Genomic DNA, 15,780 nt, shown 5'->3' on the forward strand with positions numbered 1-15,780 from the left:
CTGGATTCTTTATTTGGTCATTTTTCTTCTATTTGGATTTATAATTCCTTTTTTCTCTATTGATTTTGAGATACAAAATGCGACTAAAAACATTAAAGAAATCGACAGATTTACTTTGTTATATACTTATTTTAGATTTCCTACTTGGTGGCTTTTTGGAATTTTAGAGTTATTCTTTTTAAAATATCAAATTAAACAGCGACATCAATATATTTAAATAATTAAAAAATTGCTTAATCTGCCAAATCAACGAGAATTATAACTTTAAAAATCTCTATGGAGAAATCAAATTTATTACAACTTATCAGAATAAAGCTCTTCGAAAAAATCGAAAATTTCGAGAAACTGATTTCTGAAACACGCGCTTCAAGCAATGACACCAAAAGTTCTATGGGCGACAAATATGAAACGGGAAGAGAAATGCTGCAGCAGGAAATCAATAATCTGCAAGTTCAGTTGAATGAGATTCTGAAACAAAAGGATTCACTCAAAACCATTCTTCCAAAACCGTCTGAAAAAGCTGAAAAAGGAGCAATTGTAAAAACTGAAAAAGGTTTGTTTTTTATTTCAGTTTCATTGGGAGAAATTAAAGTTGAGAATGAGAAAATTATCTGTATTTCTCCCGAATCTCCGCTTGCAAAGGCTATGAATGGGAAACAGAAAGATGAGGTTTTTTCTTTGAATGGTATGAGTCAGGCTATTGTGGAGATCTTATAAACCACCCCGTCAAAAATTCTTCCAAATTTTCGCCATCCCTCCAAAGGAGGGGTATTACAAACTTTTTCCGCCGATATATTCCATCAGAGCCTCTTTGTAATTCGGCGCAATTACAATTTGTTCCTTTCCGATCACGATGTGATTTCTTTCGATGGCTTCTATTTTATCTAAACCAATAATGTAAGAACGGTGGATTCTCATAAAATTATCCGAAGGCAATTCTTCCTCCAGTTTTTTCAGACTCATTAATGTGAGAATTGGTTTTGGATTGTCTTTAAGATAGATTTTTACATAATCTTTCAAACCTTCAATATAAAGGATTTCTGAAAAGTTGATTTTAATTTGCTTGTATTCAGATTTTACAAAAATAAATTCCTGCTTCTTCTTTGGTTCTGAAACTGGGATCGATTGCAAAGATTCGAAATGATTTCTGGCTTTTGATGCTGCGTTTAGAAATTCGTTATAATCAAATGGTTTCAGCAGATAATCCAAAGCATTCACTTTGTAACCATCAATCGCATACTGATCAAATGCCGTTGTGAAAATCACTCTGCTATTTTGTGGAAGCAGTTTTGAAAATTCCAGACCTGTGAGATCCGGCATTTGAATATCAAGGAAAAACAAATCGATTTCTTTATTTTCTTCCAAAACCTGCATCGCTTCGATGGCGTTGTTGCATTTGGCTTTCAGTTCCAGAAAAGGCGTTTTCAGGACATAACTTTCTATTAAGTTCAGAGCCATTGGTTCGTCGTCGGCGATTAGGCAGGTTATTTTTTTCATTATTTATTTTTGAATTTTTTAATCAAATTCTCAAAATCAGACTTGATAGTATCCCAATGTTTTCCTTTCAAACACAAAACATCAAAATCCTCATCCGCAATTTCAAAATTGGTGAAGTTTTGAATAATTAAATCTAAATCGTGGCTGAATGGATAACGTTTTTTATGAAATTCCAGCATTTTTTCTAAGGAAAAATGCTCTAAAAGCTCGTGTAAATCCCAGAAATCTTTTTTCCTTCCACCATTTTGAACCACTTCAATTTTCATTGCAGAAATATCTCTTAAACTTGCCAAGCGGATGTTATCAATCAGCAATACATCATCAATAAAAGGGTGGAATAAAATATATCTAATTTCACTGCACTATCTCTACTATTTCCAACAAAATAAGATTTGCCAAATGAAGTTAATTCTGAAGAAAAAGAGATGAAGATAAATTTTGATTTCAAGAATATTTCTATTTGTTCAAAATCAATACTTCCATAATCAGCTTCTGTAAAAAGATCGATATCAATAGAAATACGATGTCCAAGCTGTAGCGATAGAGAAGTTCCTCCAACCAAACGAAATGGTTTCAGAATTCTGCTATTCATTACAATATCAAGAATCGATTTTAAATCTGAAGAAACGGTAGAATAATACAGCATCATTTATTGATATGAAGACGCATTGGTTTTATTTTATTAGAATTTAAAACATTAATAACCAAATCCTTACCGTAGAATTTTTCAATTTCTAACTTCGCCTCTTCATTACCTCTTTCAAAAACACGTCTTATAACTGCTGTAGACTTATTTTTCCAGTCAATTTCATCAAAATTTGTATCCCAAAAAAGAAATCTTGGGATCTTGGAAAAATCTGGATGAAGTTTTGATGATTGTTGCATTATTGATTTGTAACTAACTCAAAGATAGCAATTTTAAAATTAAATTTCTATTTAGTCTTCAATTTCACTTCCGCAATGTACATTCCGTCATTCAAACAGGAATGAAACTCGTGTTTTTCGGGATAGAGCAAGTTAAGTCTTTTCCGCAAATTTTCTACACCAATTCCGGAACCGCTTTTGTCTGTATCCGTTTTTGGAAAATTGGAATTTGAAGCCGTGAAGTGAATCTCGTCTTCAATAATTTCCATTTTAAAACTGATGTCGGAATGCTGTGTTGCAGAAACACCGTGTTTGAAAGCATTTTCGACAATCGAAATAAAAAGCAACGGCGCAACTTCCAGATTCGGAATTTTCGTTGGAAAATTGGTGTAGACTTTCGTTTTATCATTCAGTCTCAAAGACATCAAATCAATGTATTTATTCAGGAAATCAATTTCTTCGGACAGACTGATTTTATCGACATCGGTTTTATACAAAAGATGACGCATCAATTTGCTCAAACTGTGAATACTCTGTTTTGCTTTCTCAGAATTAAAATCAATTAATGAATAAATATTATTAAGAGAATTGAAGAAAAAGTGCGGCTGTAACTGATATTTCAGATGTTTCAGTTCCGATTGAAGTTTGATATTATCGGCCTCGATTTTCATTTCTTCCGCTTTCTGCATTCTTTTGCTTGCATTGATGGCGATTGAAAATGCAACAGGAATCAGGTAAATCAAAAAATCAAAAAAATAACGCATTCCATCTGGCGGACGTTTTCCAAACATTCTCGGACGTTCTGGTTCCAGCGATTCGAAGATTTTATTTTTAATGAAAATCAGCAAAATCAAAAGCACTGCATTTGATACAAAAAACCAAATCTTTTTATCATCAAACAACCATTTTACTAACAGAAAATAATTAAGATAAAAGATAACCGCAAGGAAAAACAATTGCAACCAAAAATGTCTGAAAATCCCATTCCAATCGGTTTCTGAGCCAATTGTAAATGCTGCGGGAAGAAGAACAAAACCAGCCAAATCAAAAGATGAAGGCTGATTTCGAGGTTTTTATTTTTTAGGTTTATCATTTTTAGAATAAAAGATTAGCAGTTTTGCGATTTTTTTTAAAATTTAAATTTGTCCAATCCCCTGAAAATTGAGGATTTGTGAAAATTTCGAAGAAGTGAATTTAAGAATTTTTCCAGCATTGTTCTATTTTCATTTTTAATTAAATTTCAATTCTAAAAAGTCAATAGCATCAAAAAAACATCAACTACCAGCCAAAACAGACAACTATTATTCATATCTCAAAGCATCAATCGGATCAGCTTGGGCTGCTTTTCTTGCAGGATACCAACCGAAGAAAACACCGGTAATCGTACAAACTACGAACGAAATTACAATAGAACTCGCCGTTACGCTCACTGGCCAGCCGGCAAACTGTTTGATACCAAAAGTGGCAATCAAACCAATCAAAACGCCTAAAACACCGCCGGTAATACTTATCAAAACTGACTCAATTAAAAACTGCATCAGAATATCTTTACTTTTTGCGCCAATCGCCATTCTAAGACCTATTTCGCGTGTTCTTTCTTTTACTGAAACGTACATAATATTCATAATTCCGATTCCGCCGACGAGTAAGGAAATACTTGCAATCGCCACCAAGAGAATCGTCAGCATCTCGCTGGTGGAACTGAACATTGAGATGATTTCCTGTTGAGACGACACATTGAAATCATTATCTTCATCACCTTTTATCTGGTGCTGCTTTTCCATAATGGTTGTGATTTCGTTAACCGCAGCTTCAGAATCTTCCTCACTCAAAGATGAAGCAACAATCGACTGAAGGTAAGTCTGCGCCAAAACCCTTTTCTGAACGGAAGTGTAAGGTGCAATGATAATATCGTCCTGGTCTTGTCCAAAAGTATTTTCGCCCTTTTCTTTCAAAACCCCAATCACTTTGAAAGGAATATTTTTGAAACGAATCATTTTCCCAATCGGGTCTTCATTCGGGAAGAGATTTTCCTGAACGGTTTTCCCGATAACGACCATTTTTGAATAGGATTCAATATCATCTTCCGTAAACATCGAGCCTTCTTCCACGCCCCAATCACGGATTTTAAGATAGTCAGTCGATGCACCATAAATTGTGGTCGGCCAGTTGTTGGAACCTGCAATACTTTGTCCGCTTCCGTTGACCAAAGGCGAAATATTTTTGATGAGTTTTGCCTGAGATTTCAGAACATTGTAATCTGCCATCGTCAAAGTCTGTGTATCGGACGCATCTGAACGCACGCCGCCCATCATTCCTGCACCCGGACGGATTGTAATGAGATTCGCACCCATATTGGAAATATTTTTTTTGATACTTTCTTTCGAACCTTCTCCAATCGCCAGCATCGCAATCACGGAAGCCACGCCTATGATGATGCCGAGCATTGTCAGCATTGCTCTGGTTTTGTTGAGTAGAATCGCTTTCCAGGCTATTTTTAATAAATTGGTTAAATTCATTTTGATTATTTTTTAGGGCTTCGACTCCGCTCAGTCTGACATTGTTAAATCTTAGCTTTCTGGTATTAGAGATGTCACTCTGAGCGGAGTCGAAGAGTTTTTGATTTTGTTTTTTAAAAAACTTTTTGCAAAACCGGCTTCTTCATTGTCTTTTCATTGTCGGTTTCATTTTCTTGCTTCATTGCATCTTCATTTTCGTCTGCATTGTGGTTTTGCAAAAAGTTAACTTCATTAATTCCTCTTCATTGTTATTTCTAATTTCTCTTTCCCATAGGTTTCACCTACGGCTATTGATATTAAACCCTTTGGGTTATTCTGACGTTTAATCACTTCGCAGCACGGATTGAACGGAAATCCTTTTTTGAAAAAAGATTGACTTTGTCGAACCATTTCGTTAGGTTTGGGAGTGGAAGACGTAAAAGCTGCCCAAATCATTCTGCTTTTGGAAGTTTTATTAATTCATCTTTGGCAATCAGTCGGTTTTCTACTGCTTTGTCTTCTTTGATGATTCCGTCCCGCAAAATCACGGTTCTTTTGCTGAATTTGGCGATGTCTTCCTCGTGTGTTACAAATCCAATGGTAATTCCTTCGTCGTTCAATTGTTGGAATAGATTCATCACTTCATAGGAAGTTCTCGTATCTAGATTTCCCGTTGCTTCATCTGCCAGAAGGATTATCGGATGATTGACCAAAGCTCTGGCAATCGCCACTCTCTGCTGTTGTCCTCCAGAAAGCTGACTCGGAACATGCCCCATTCTGCTCTCCAAACCGACTTGTTTTAAGGCCTTCACAGCACGCTCCCTTCTCTCTTCCGCCGTCACTTTGGAATTGTAGAGCAAAGGCAACTCTACATTTTCCAGCGCGCTGGTTCTGGCCAATAAATTATAAGACTGAAAAATAAATCCGATTTTGGTATTCCTGATTTCTGCCAACTCGTCTTTGCTTAAGCCCTTTACCAAAACGCCGTCGAGCTCATATGTTCCCGAAGTCGGCTGGTCGAGACAGCCTAAAACATTTAGGAAAGTTGATTTTCCTGAGCCACTTGTTCCCATAATGGTTACAAATTCGCCTTCGTTGATGGTCAAATCGATGCCTTTTAGAGCGTGAACGGTTTCGTCGCCCATTTTGAATTCGCGTTTCAGGTTTTGTATGTTGATGATGGGTTCCATTGTAGTTGATTTGTTGTTTAGTTAATTAGTTGTCAGTTTTTACTTAAATGGTTGATTTGTAAAATTGTTAAATCGTGGTTTCGTTAATAACTAATTAGCTTAAAACTAACAAACTGATTAACTAAATAACTGAATACTAAACTTTAATTCGGTGGTGGACCTTGGTTTGAACTCGACTTTTTATTATTACTGCTAGGTCTTTTGGGCATAAACGGGCTGCTTACGTCGGATTCTGATTTGGCAACTAGTTCTGATTGTTCATCAAGTGAGGTTACGATTTGTTCAGTCCCTGCAAGTCCATTTTTGACCTGAATATTAACACCGTCATCGATTCCGATTGTAATTAATTTCTGACTAAGACTTCCGTCATTATTTTTAATCCAGATGTATTTTTCTGTGTTTTTTCCGGTTTTGATTTCAGGAATTTTCACCGTGATTTTATTCTGCTGATAATATTTCTGAATGGTCTCTGTATCGGCACTGAAAGCAATCGCTGCCGCCGGAACTGTTTCAATATCTTTCAATTCCTGAGTGAAAATCGTGATGGTTGCCGTCAATCCAGGTTTAAGTTTCTGTTCTGGATTATCTGCGTTGATAATTACGGTGTAAGTCACAACATTGGATTCTGTAGTTGCGGACAAACGAACCTGACGAACACGACCGCTGAACTCCTCCTGAGGATAAGCATCCACCGTGAAACTCACACGTTGTCCAACTTCCACTCCACCGATATCAGCCTCGTCCACATTAGCTTCCACCTGCATTTTTGTAATATCTTTTGCTATGGTGAAAAGCGTTGGCGTTGTCATACTTGCAGCGACGGTTTGCCCTTCTTCCACTTCTCGACTCAGGATAATGCCGTCAATCGGAGCGTAAATATTAGCATAACTCAAATTGGTTCTCGCCTGCGCCAAAGCTGTTTTTCTTTGACTTACTGTTTGCTGAGAATTCTTAACCTGATAAGCTGCCTGCTCATAATCTGCCTTGCTGATGACACCTGATTTGAACATATTATTTTGACGGTTGTAATTCTTCTGGTAATAATTCAGTTCGTTGAGCGAAGCATTATATTGAGCCAAAGCATTGTTCACAGATTCCTGAAGGTTGGTTTTGTCGAGCTCCGCCAGAAGCTGACCTTTTTTCACGGGAGAATTGTAATCTGTATAGATATGATTGATAATTCCCGAAACCTGTGTTCCCACATCCACCTGATCAACCGGTTCTACAGTTCCGGTTGCAGTAACGGAAGTTGTGACATTCTGCTTCGACATTTTTACAGTCTGGACAGCAATATTGGTTGTTTTTTCTGTTGTAAAATATTTATAAACGAAGAAAATAACAACCGCCGAAACAAGAACGATAACGGAATTTCTGAAGTATTTTTTATATTTTGGATTCATGATCTTGATTTTAATTCGTTGTTATTAATTGGTTGTCACTGTTTTACCTTGATAGAAATTCAGTAATTGACTATACAGAACTGCCATATATTTGGATTGAAGATAGGTTTGCTCATTGGTCAGATAAGTGTTTCTGCTTACCGAAAGTTCCGTTGTCGTCAAACCTCCGAATTCGTATTTTTTACTTGCCAAATCATAAGCGAGTTTTGCATTGTCTCTTGCTACTTTTGAAGATTTTTGCTGAGCCTGGTTGGCAATGGCATTTTGCCAAGCCGTTTCTATTGATGAATACAAAGTTTTGCTGGCGCTTATTTTATCGAGTTTGTTTTGTTCAATATCGATTTGAGCGAGTTTTACATTTGTATCGTTTTGTTTTTTAGAGAAAATCGGAATATTCAATGAAAGCCCAACTGATTTATTGAAATTATTCTTAATCTGGTTGAAGTAACCGTAATCCTGAGTACTTGTAAAACCAGTGTTCAGTCCTGCAGTTGCGGAAAGTGTCGGTAAATAGCCTGCTTTGGAAATCTGTAAAGCTTTTGCCAAAACTTCATTCTGAGAATCATAAATTTTCAAGTCAGGAAGATTTTCTATCGCTTGAGCAAAAACGGCTTGTTTATCCGGAATTGTTTCATGCAGATCACTTAAAGCAATTTTTTCAATTTGAAAATCAACACTTGGGTCAAGTTCCAAAAGTTGTTTCAGTTTCAAAACCTGTTGATTATAAAGATTCTCACTGTTCACAACCGTGTATTGGTTTTGTGCATCCTGCGTTTCCACATCTGCCAAATCCAGTTTTGAAATCGCTCCGTTTTTATATTTGGTCTGTGTCAGTTTTAACTCTTCGGCGGAAGAATTGGCGGCGTATTTTGCACTTTCGATGCCTTCATAATAATATAAAGACTGGAGATAAGCATTGAGAACATTCAGAACGATATTGTTTTCGGCTTGTTTCTGATATAATTCCGATTGTGCTACTAATATCTTATTTTGTTCGATTTGAAGATTTAGTTTATTTCCCTGATAAAGCGTTATGTTTCCACTTAAACCAAAACTATTTGATAAAATATTCTGATTTACAAATGAACTTGTAATCGGGTCGATACTGGAGCCATTCGTCAATCCAAGACTTGAAGAACCGTAAATTGTAGGCAGTTTATTATTCTTCTGCTGTTGATAATTTAGCTGAGCTGTCGTCTTGTCCAAAACCGTTTTCTTAACTGTAATGTTATTTTCTACGGCATAATCAAGACAATCCTGAAGCGTCCAGACTTTTTGAGCCGGAACAAAAATGCTGATGAAAAATAATATGATGATATATTGTTTCATTGTGTCTGTTTTACGGGAACAAAATTGCATCAGACAGAAATCAATATCAAATCTAATAGACGAACGGACAGATTTTATAGAAGAAAATCAATATTGTTTCGATAGAAAAATCTTCCATTGCTTCAAATAGAATCATTTATGAAATTATTAACTTTTCACAATTGCGATTTGCATATTTATTGTTGCTTATGATTCATAATTAAACAATTCATTTATTATGAAAATTCTTAACAATAAAGTAGCCTTGGTTACAGGTGCAGGTTCCGGGATCGGTCTTGCAATCGCAAAATTATACGCAAAAGAAGGTGCAAAAGTTATAGTTTCCGACATCAATGAAGAACATGGAAAATCAGCCGTTGAAGACATAAAATCAAACGGAGGTGAGGCCACTTTCGTAAAAGCTGACACTTCAAATCCTGAACAAGTAGAAGCTTTAGTAAAATCTACAGTTGACACTTACGGAAGATTGGATATTGCCTGCAACAATGCCGGAATTGGCGGAGAAGCTAATCAAACGGGAGACTATAGCCTTGATGGCTGGAAAAAAGTAATTGACATCAATCTGGACGGCGTTTTCTACGGTTGCAAATATGAACTGACACAGATGGAGAAAAATGGCGGTGGTGTCATCGTAAATATTGCATCAATCCACGGAACAGTTGCTGCTCCACTTTCATCAGCTTATACTTCTACCAAACACGCAGTTGTCGGCTTGACAAAAAATATCGGTGCAGAATACGGACAGAAAAATATCCGTTGTAATGCTGTTGGACCAGGTTACATAGACACACCCTTATTAAACCAACTTGACGCCGAACATAAAAAAGCTTTGATAGCAAAACATCCGATGGGAAGATTAGGAACTTCTGAAGAGGTGGCGGAAATGGTTCTCTTTTTAAGTTCAGAAAAATCTTCTTTTATGACTGGCGGTTATTATCTTGTTGATGGCGGATACACTGCAGTTTAAAATCAATATAAACAGCACATATAATTAAAAGCATTCACTTTTGTGAGTGTTTTTTGTTTTTTTTATATATTTTAAAATTTCAAAAAACATAGCATTAAAAGGGAAAACCGGCAATTATAAAAAGAATTGCTTTCAATTTGATAATATTTTATCACACTGATAATCAAATTATTATATTTGTATAAATTTATAAAATAATGACTTAAACCATTCATCAAATCATTAAAGTAAAAAATTAATACTATGAAAAAATTATTCTTTTTAAGCCTGATGCTTATTACAGCCTTTTCCTTCGGACAATATAAATACCCGCCAACCAAAACAGAACTTGTTACCGACACTTATTTTGGGATAAAAGTAGAAGATCCTTACCGCTGGCTCGAGGATATTAAAAATCCAAAAGTTCTGGACTGGTTCAAAGCTCAGGAAAATTTCACCAATTCGGAACTTGCTAAAATCCCCGGACAAAAAACAATATTTAAAGAACTTACAGACCTCGACAAAGTAATTGCGGTTAAGTATTCGCCTGTCTCTTCTGAGGGTGGAAAATATTTTTACCGAAAAAGACTGCCGGAAGAGTCTGTTTACAAACTTTATTATAAGCAGGGAAAGGATGGAAAAGAAGTATTGCTTTTTGACCCGAAAAATTATATTCCCGGAAAAGTAATGGATTTCTCCGTGAGCATCAGTGATGATGGAAGCAAGGTTGCATTTAACCTAAGTGAAGTCGGTTCAGAGCTTGGCGATGTGAAAATTATGGATGTCACGACCGGAAAATTCCTGCCGGATGTTATCAAACACAGCGTCGGAAATTTCGCAGACGGAAGCAATACGGAAATAATCTACGGCGAAGCAAAAAGTTATGACACACATGACCCGGAAGTCTGGCTGAATTCCGAAACAAAACTACACGTTTTGGGCGATGATAATTCTAAAGATATTCTGCTGGCGAGTTCCAAAAAATATCCGGAACTCAAGATTCTGCCATCGGAGTTTCCGGATTTTTATATTTTCAAAAATTCACCATATATATTCTTAGGAAAATCAACGGTTGAGAATTATAAAGAACTCTATTATGCGCCGGCTTCTGACCTGAAAAAAGACCACATCCAATGGAAACCTTTCTGTACTAAAAAAGATGAAATCTGGAATTTCTTTGTACAGGGTGATGATGTTTATCTGTTGACGACAAAAGGAAATTCTAAATTCCGTTTGATAAAAACCTCGCTTTCAAAACCAGATTTTGCGAATGCTAAAGAAATTGCTTCCGGAGATAAAGACTGGAAAATATCCTCTGTCACCCAATCTAAAGATTATCTCGTGCTTTTCAAAACCAAAAATGAACTGGTTGTAGAACCTTTTTATTATAATTTAAAAACCGGCGAAACGTCAAAAATCTCAACACCTCTCAAAGGAAATGTGGAAGCTGCAGCACTTTCAAAAAATTCCAATGAGTTATTACTGACCAATCTTGCCTGGAATATGCCGATTAATTTCTATATCTACGATGTTGATAAAAAGGAATTTTCCAAAGGTCCCTTCAATATGACTTTCAATTTTCCGAATCTTGAAAATATCGTCTATGAAGAGATAGACGTTCCTTCCCACGACGGAACGATGGTTCCACTGAGTATTCTTTATGACAAAACAAAACTGAAAAAAGACGGAAGTAATATTACTTTTATGCAAGGCTACGGAGCTTATGGAATGTCTGCTTATGCACCTTATTTTTCTGCAAGATTTTTACCGCTGCTGAATCGTGGTGTTATAATGGCTTTTGCCCACATCCGCGGAGGCGGGGAAAAAGGCCAGGATTGGTATCTCGCAGGTAAGAAAACAACCAAGCCAAACACTTGGAAAGACTTCAACGCCTGTGCTGAATATTTGATTAAAAATAAATATACTTCATCAGATAAATTCGGAATTTCGGGTGCGAGTGCTGGTGGAATTTTGATTGGAAGAGCAATAACCGAGCGTCCAGATTTGTACAAAGTAGCAATCCCAAAAGTAGGTTGTCTTAATGCCCTCAGAATGGAATTTTCTCCAAACGGACCGGTTAACATTCCTGAATTCGGGACTGTAAAAGATGAATCCGATTTCAAAGCTTTATTAGAAATGGATGCTTATCAGCACATTAAAAAAGGAACAAAATATCCTGCGCAATTGATAACGACCGGATTCAATGATTCCCGTGTGGAAAGTTATATTCCTGCAAAGTTTGAAGCAAAAATGCAGGCTGACAATGCATCAACCAATCCTGTTTTCCTATACGTAGATTACAAAGCCGGACATTTCGGCGGAAGTACAGTCGAGGAGCAATTTTTACAGGCGTCAAGAGAATATTCTTTCTTATTATGGCAATGTGGCGATAAAGATTTTCAGGTGAAATAGATTATCTAAATAACTTTTATTTTGAATAAAACCGTGCAGGATAATTGCACGGTTTTTTATAAATTTGAGGAATTATTTTATCCTTCAAAATGCAAAACTATCTCGACCTTTTACAACATATTATTGACAACGGAACCGACAAAACCGACAGAACCGGAACCGGAACACGAAGCGTTTTTGGCTACCAGTTACGTTATGATTTATCAAAAGGTTTTCCTTTGGTAACAACAAAAAAGGTTCATCTGAAATCCATTATTTATGAATTGCTTTGGTTCATCAAGGGAGATACAAATACCAAATATCTGACTGATAACGGCGTTTCCATCTGGAATGAATGGGCTGATGAAAATGGAGATCTGGGTCCTGTTTATGGTGCACAATGGAGAAGCTGGACTGGCGCAGATAACAAAGTAGTCGATCAATTTTCTGACGTTATTGAACAGATTAAGAAAAATCCGGACTCCAGAAGACTGATAGTTTCTGCCTGGAACGCCGCTGAAATCCCGAATATGGCTTTGGCACCTTGTCACGCTTTGTTTCAGTTTTATGTGGCTGATGGGAAATTATCGCTTCAATTATACCAGAGAAGTGCAGATGTTTTCCTCGGCGTACCTTTCAATATTGCAAGTTATGCCCTTTTATTGATGATGGTAGCGCAGGTTACAGGTCTGGAAGTTGGCGATTATGTACACACTTTCGGGGATGTTCATATTTACAACAACCATTTCGAACAGGTGAACAAACAATTATCCAGAGAAACGAGACCTTTGCCTACAATGAAACTGAATCCCGATATCAAAGATATTTTCGATTTTGATTTTGAGGATTTTACGTTGGAGAATTACGATCCGCATCCGGGGATTAAGGCACCGGTGGCGATATAAATTAGGCGGGACTTTCCCGCTTTTTTTGTAACATTCCCTTAAAAACAAACACTTATCTCTTTTAAAAATAAATCAACGACATAATTTCATAAAAATGAAGAAGATCTTAATCGCTGCACTTTTTCTGGGTGCAATTTTTAATTCAAATACTACTTTTGCTCAGACAGAAACTTCCGGCAGAAATCCTGTTTACAGAGCAACCCACACCAAAACAACAGAACTAAAACATACCAAACTGAAAGTCAGTTTCGATTATCAGAAAGAACAGATGAATGGTGAAGAATGGCTGACTGCAAGTCCCTATTTCTATACAACAGATGTTTTGGAGCTTGATGCAAAAGGAATGCTGATCCACGAAGTTGCCTTGGACAAAAACGGTTCAAAACAGCCTCTAAAATTTGATTATAAAAATGATGTTCTGAAAATCACACTTGACAAATCCTATCAAAAGAATCAGGATTACACAGTTTACATCAAATATACAGCCCGCCCGAATGAAGTAAAACAGGAAGGAAGTGCAGCTATCAATGATGCGAAAGGTCTTTATTTCATCAATGCTCAAGGAAAAGATAAAGATAAACCAACACAGATCTGGACTCAGGGCGAAACCGAATCTTCATCTGCCTGGTTCCCAACAATCGACAAATCCAATCAGAAGACTACTCAGGAAATCTATATGACTGTTCCTGACAAATACGTCACACTTTCCAACGGAATCCTGAAAGATTCTCAGAAATCAGGCGATCAGAGAACCGATCATTGGGTGATGGATAAGAGACATTCCACTTATCTTTTCTTTATGGGCGTGGGAGATTATGCTGTTGTAAAAGACAAATGGAGAAATATTGACGTCGATTATTATGTAGAAAAAGAATACGAGCCCTACGCAAAGCAAATCTTCGGGAACACACCTGAGATGATCAAGTTCTATTCCAAAAGATTAGCTTATGATTATCCTTGGGCAAAGTATGCACAGATCACGGGTAGAGATTTTGTTTCCGGGGCTATGGAAAATACAACTGCTACGCTTCATCAGGAATCGGCGCAGCAAAAACCCGGAGACCTCATCGATGAAAACAAATGGGAGAACACGATCGCACACGAACTTTTTCACCACTGGTTTGGGGATCTTGTTACGGCTGAGAGCTGGAGCAATCTGACTGTCAATGAGTCTTTCGCCAACTATTCCGAATATCTCTGGCTGGAACACAAATATGGAAAAGACGACGCAGACTACCATTTGAGAGAGGATCTTTCGGCTTATATTCACAATCCGGCTTTGTTCAATAAAGATCTGGTGAGGTTTGATTATGCTTCCCGTGAAGATGTTTTTGATGCAATTACTTATAACAAAGGCGGCGGAATCCTTCATATGCTGAGAAATTATCTTGGTGATGATGCCTTTTTTGCAGGATTGACCGACTATTTGAAAACGAATGAATATCAAAACGGTGAAGCGCATCAGTTAAGATTATCTCTGGAAAAAGTCTCCGGGAAAGATCTTAACTGGTTTTTCAACCAATGGTATTTTGGAAGCGGAAATCCGAAGTTGAGCTATACTTCGACTTACGAACCTGTGAAAAAACAAGTGACAGTTGTTATTAACCAATCACAGGAAACACCGTTTGAATTTCCTTTCGCTATTGATGTTTATGACAATGGCAAACCAAAAAGATATAACGTTTGGGTAGATGCAAAAGCTAAAAACACTTTTACTTTTGATTCTTCCAAGACTCCGGATCTGATCAATATCAATGCGGACGGAATTCTGCTTTCTGAGATCACTGAAACTAAAACGCCTGAACAAAACTTATTACAATACACCAATTCTAAAGAATATCTTAGCAGATACAGAGCTTTATCATCTGTAAAAGAAGCGGATGCCAAGAATCCTGCTGTTATCAAATTATTGGCAGCGGCACTTAAAGATCCTTTCTTCAGATTGAGAGAAGAGGCTTTGGGACAGATCGATTTGACTAATGCAGATCAGGCAAAAGCGTTGACAGCAGATGTTGAAAAACTAGCTTCCAACGATCCAAAAACTTTGGTTCAGGCAGCAGCTATTTCAGCTTTGACAAAAACTAAAAATGCGAAATACACATCTGTTTTTGAAAAAGGAATGAATGCTGTTTCCAATGCCGTAAAAGGCGCATCTTTAGCAGGAATTGCAGATCTTGATCCTTCCAAAGCAACCACACTTGCCGATAAAATCGATCTTGATAATACATCAGATGATCTGATCTCAAAACTGCTTCCGATCATTGTAAAGAATAAGACTGAGAAGCAAATGCCGGCCATTGGCGCTACTGTAGCCTTCTACCCTTTTATCAAATTTCAGGATCCTGTTTTGGGAAAATTTGCTGAGGACGGTTATAACTGGATTATGAGTTCTGACAACCTGAAAGCAACTGAGAAAGTGACTAAAGTTCTGGTTCAGGCTAAGTCTCAGATACCCGACAATCCACAGGTGAAAATGATGATCGTGCAAATGCTGAAAGACGGACTCAGCAAGAAAATGGAAGTCCTTAAAAACAACCCGAACAGCCCGACTATTCATCAGCAGATCGAGGCAATTAATAAAACGATTGAGGCATATAAATAGAAGCAGGCTCAATAATAAGTTAAGAAAGAATACTATTTAAAGTCTTCGAGAGCCTCAGACTGACAAGCTGCTATTAGCGGTGTCACACTGAGCAGAATCGAAGGGTTCTTTCAAAATTAAGAAGCCATCTTATTTGAGATGGCTTCTTTGTTTCTATA

At 37.0% G+C, this 15,780-nt stretch carries 14 protein-coding genes; 5 read left to right on the forward strand and 9 right to left on the reverse strand.

The window, feature by feature from the left end:
• Positions 1-276 precede the first annotated feature (276 nt).
• Positions 277-717 (forward strand): hypothetical protein, encoded by a 441-nt coding sequence (locus ACFJGY_RS13255; RefSeq protein ID WP_379964682.1) that lies wholly within the window; start codon positions 277-279, stop codon positions 715-717.
• Between the two features lie 54 nt (positions 718-771).
• Here the strand turns inward: ACFJGY_RS13255 and ACFJGY_RS13260 are convergent, their stop codons facing one another.
• The 9 genes from ACFJGY_RS13260 to ACFJGY_RS13300 form a co-directional block, all read right to left on the reverse strand.
• Positions 772-1,497 carry a LytR/AlgR family response regulator transcription factor gene (locus tag ACFJGY_RS13260; RefSeq protein WP_379964684.1) on the reverse strand — a complete coding sequence of 242 codons (726 nt, stop codon included), beginning with the start codon at positions 1,495-1,497 and terminating at the stop codon, positions 772-774.
• Entirely contained in the window at positions 1,497-1,790 is a 294-nt protein-coding gene (locus tag ACFJGY_RS13265) for a nucleotidyl transferase AbiEii/AbiGii toxin family protein (protein WP_379964686.1), read from the reverse strand. Before ACFJGY_RS13265 ends, ACFJGY_RS13260 begins: the two co-directional genes overlap by 1 nt.
• A 14-nt stretch (positions 1,791-1,804) precedes the next feature.
• Positions 1,805-2,146 carry a nucleotidyl transferase AbiEii/AbiGii toxin family protein gene (locus tag ACFJGY_RS13270; protein WP_379964688.1) on the reverse strand — a complete coding sequence of 114 codons (342 nt, stop codon included), beginning with the start codon at positions 2,144-2,146 and terminating at the stop codon, positions 1,805-1,807.
• A complete protein-coding gene (locus ACFJGY_RS13275) occupies positions 2,143-2,382 on the reverse strand; it encodes a DUF6922 domain-containing protein (protein ID WP_379964690.1) in 240 nt (79 codons plus the stop codon). The genes ACFJGY_RS13270 and ACFJGY_RS13275 overlap by 4 nt, the downstream gene beginning before the upstream one ends.
• Positions 2,383-2,429: 47 nt before the next feature.
• Positions 2,430-3,404, reverse strand: coding sequence for a sensor histidine kinase (locus ACFJGY_RS13280; protein ID WP_379964692.1), 975 nt, complete (start codon positions 3,402-3,404; stop codon positions 2,430-2,432).
• 258 nt (positions 3,405-3,662) lie between these two features.
• Positions 3,663-4,880: an ABC transporter permease gene (locus ACFJGY_RS13285; RefSeq protein ID WP_379964694.1), complete on the reverse strand. Its 1,218-nt coding sequence runs from the start codon at positions 4,878-4,880 to the stop codon at positions 3,663-3,665.
• Positions 4,881-5,311: 431 nt separating this feature from the next.
• Entirely contained in the window at positions 5,312-6,049 is a 738-nt protein-coding gene (locus ACFJGY_RS13290) for an ABC transporter ATP-binding protein (protein WP_379964696.1), read from the reverse strand.
• Between the two features lie 143 nt (positions 6,050-6,192).
• Positions 6,193-7,449 (reverse strand): efflux RND transporter periplasmic adaptor subunit, encoded by a 1,257-nt coding sequence (locus ACFJGY_RS13295; RefSeq protein ID WP_379964698.1) that lies wholly within the window; start codon positions 7,447-7,449, stop codon positions 6,193-6,195.
• 24 nt (positions 7,450-7,473) lie between these two features.
• Positions 7,474-8,778: a TolC family protein gene (locus ACFJGY_RS13300; protein WP_379964700.1), complete on the reverse strand. Its 1,305-nt coding sequence runs from the start codon at positions 8,776-8,778 to the stop codon at positions 7,474-7,476.
• Between the two features lie 217 nt (positions 8,779-8,995).
• On the opposite strand from ACFJGY_RS13300, the gene ACFJGY_RS13305 reads away from it, so the two are divergent.
• From ACFJGY_RS13305 to ACFJGY_RS13320, 4 genes are all read left to right on the forward strand, one after another.
• Positions 8,996-9,745 (forward strand): SDR family NAD(P)-dependent oxidoreductase, encoded by a 750-nt coding sequence (locus tag ACFJGY_RS13305; RefSeq protein ID WP_379964702.1) that lies wholly within the window; start codon positions 8,996-8,998, stop codon positions 9,743-9,745.
• 243 nt (positions 9,746-9,988) lie between these two features.
• Positions 9,989-12,136, forward strand: coding sequence for a prolyl oligopeptidase family serine peptidase (locus ACFJGY_RS13310; RefSeq protein ID WP_379964704.1), 2,148 nt, complete (start codon positions 9,989-9,991; stop codon positions 12,134-12,136).
• 89 nt (positions 12,137-12,225) lie between these two features.
• A complete protein-coding gene (locus ACFJGY_RS13315; protein ID WP_379964705.1) occupies positions 12,226-13,020 on the forward strand; it encodes a thymidylate synthase in 795 nt (264 codons plus the stop codon).
• A gap of 94 nt (positions 13,021-13,114) precedes the next feature.
• Positions 13,115-15,622, forward strand: coding sequence for a M1 family metallopeptidase (locus ACFJGY_RS13320; RefSeq protein ID WP_379964707.1), 2,508 nt, complete (start codon positions 13,115-13,117; stop codon positions 15,620-15,622).
• Positions 15,623-15,780: the final 158 nt, after the last annotated feature.

It is taken from the genome of Epilithonimonas sp. UC225_85 (assembly GCF_042695135.1).
Taxonomy (GTDB): domain Bacteria; phylum Bacteroidota; class Bacteroidia; order Flavobacteriales; family Weeksellaceae; genus Epilithonimonas.

What these genes read in the sequence shown, in the direction of transcription:
- ACFJGY_RS13255 (WP_379964682.1), top strand. Translation starts at nt 277, where the DNA reads ATGGAGAAATCAAATTTATTACAACTTATCAGAATAAAGCTCTTCGAA.
- ACFJGY_RS13290 (WP_379964696.1), bottom strand. Translation starts at nt 6,049, where the DNA reads ATGGAACCCATCATCAACATACAAAACCTGAAACGCGAATTCAAAATG.
- ACFJGY_RS13300 (WP_379964700.1), bottom strand. Translation starts at nt 8,778, where the DNA reads ATGAAACAATATATCATCATATTATTTTTCATCAGCATTTTTGTTCCG.
- ACFJGY_RS13275 (WP_379964690.1), bottom strand. Translation starts at nt 2,382, where the DNA reads ATGCAACAATCATCAAAACTTCATCCAGATTTTTCCAAGATCCCAAGA.
- ACFJGY_RS13305 (WP_379964702.1), top strand. Translation starts at nt 8,996, where the DNA reads ATGAAAATTCTTAACAATAAAGTAGCCTTGGTTACAGGTGCAGGTTCC.
- ACFJGY_RS13320 (WP_379964707.1), top strand. Translation starts at nt 13,115, where the DNA reads ATGAAGAAGATCTTAATCGCTGCACTTTTTCTGGGTGCAATTTTTAAT.
- ACFJGY_RS13315 (WP_379964705.1), top strand. Translation starts at nt 12,226, where the DNA reads ATGCAAAACTATCTCGACCTTTTACAACATATTATTGACAACGGAACC.
- ACFJGY_RS13285 (WP_379964694.1), bottom strand. Translation starts at nt 4,880, where the DNA reads ATGAATTTAACCAATTTATTAAAAATAGCCTGGAAAGCGATTCTACTC.
- ACFJGY_RS13260 (WP_379964684.1), bottom strand. Translation starts at nt 1,497, where the DNA reads ATGAAAAAAATAACCTGCCTAATCGCCGACGACGAACCAATGGCTCTG.
- ACFJGY_RS13295 (WP_379964698.1), bottom strand. Translation starts at nt 7,449, where the DNA reads ATGAATCCAAAATATAAAAAATACTTCAGAAATTCCGTTATCGTTCTT.
- ACFJGY_RS13270 (WP_379964688.1), bottom strand. Translation starts at nt 2,146, where the DNA reads ATGATGCTGTATTATTCTACCGTTTCTTCAGATTTAAAATCGATTCTT.
- ACFJGY_RS13310 (WP_379964704.1), top strand. Translation starts at nt 9,989, where the DNA reads ATGAAAAAATTATTCTTTTTAAGCCTGATGCTTATTACAGCCTTTTCC.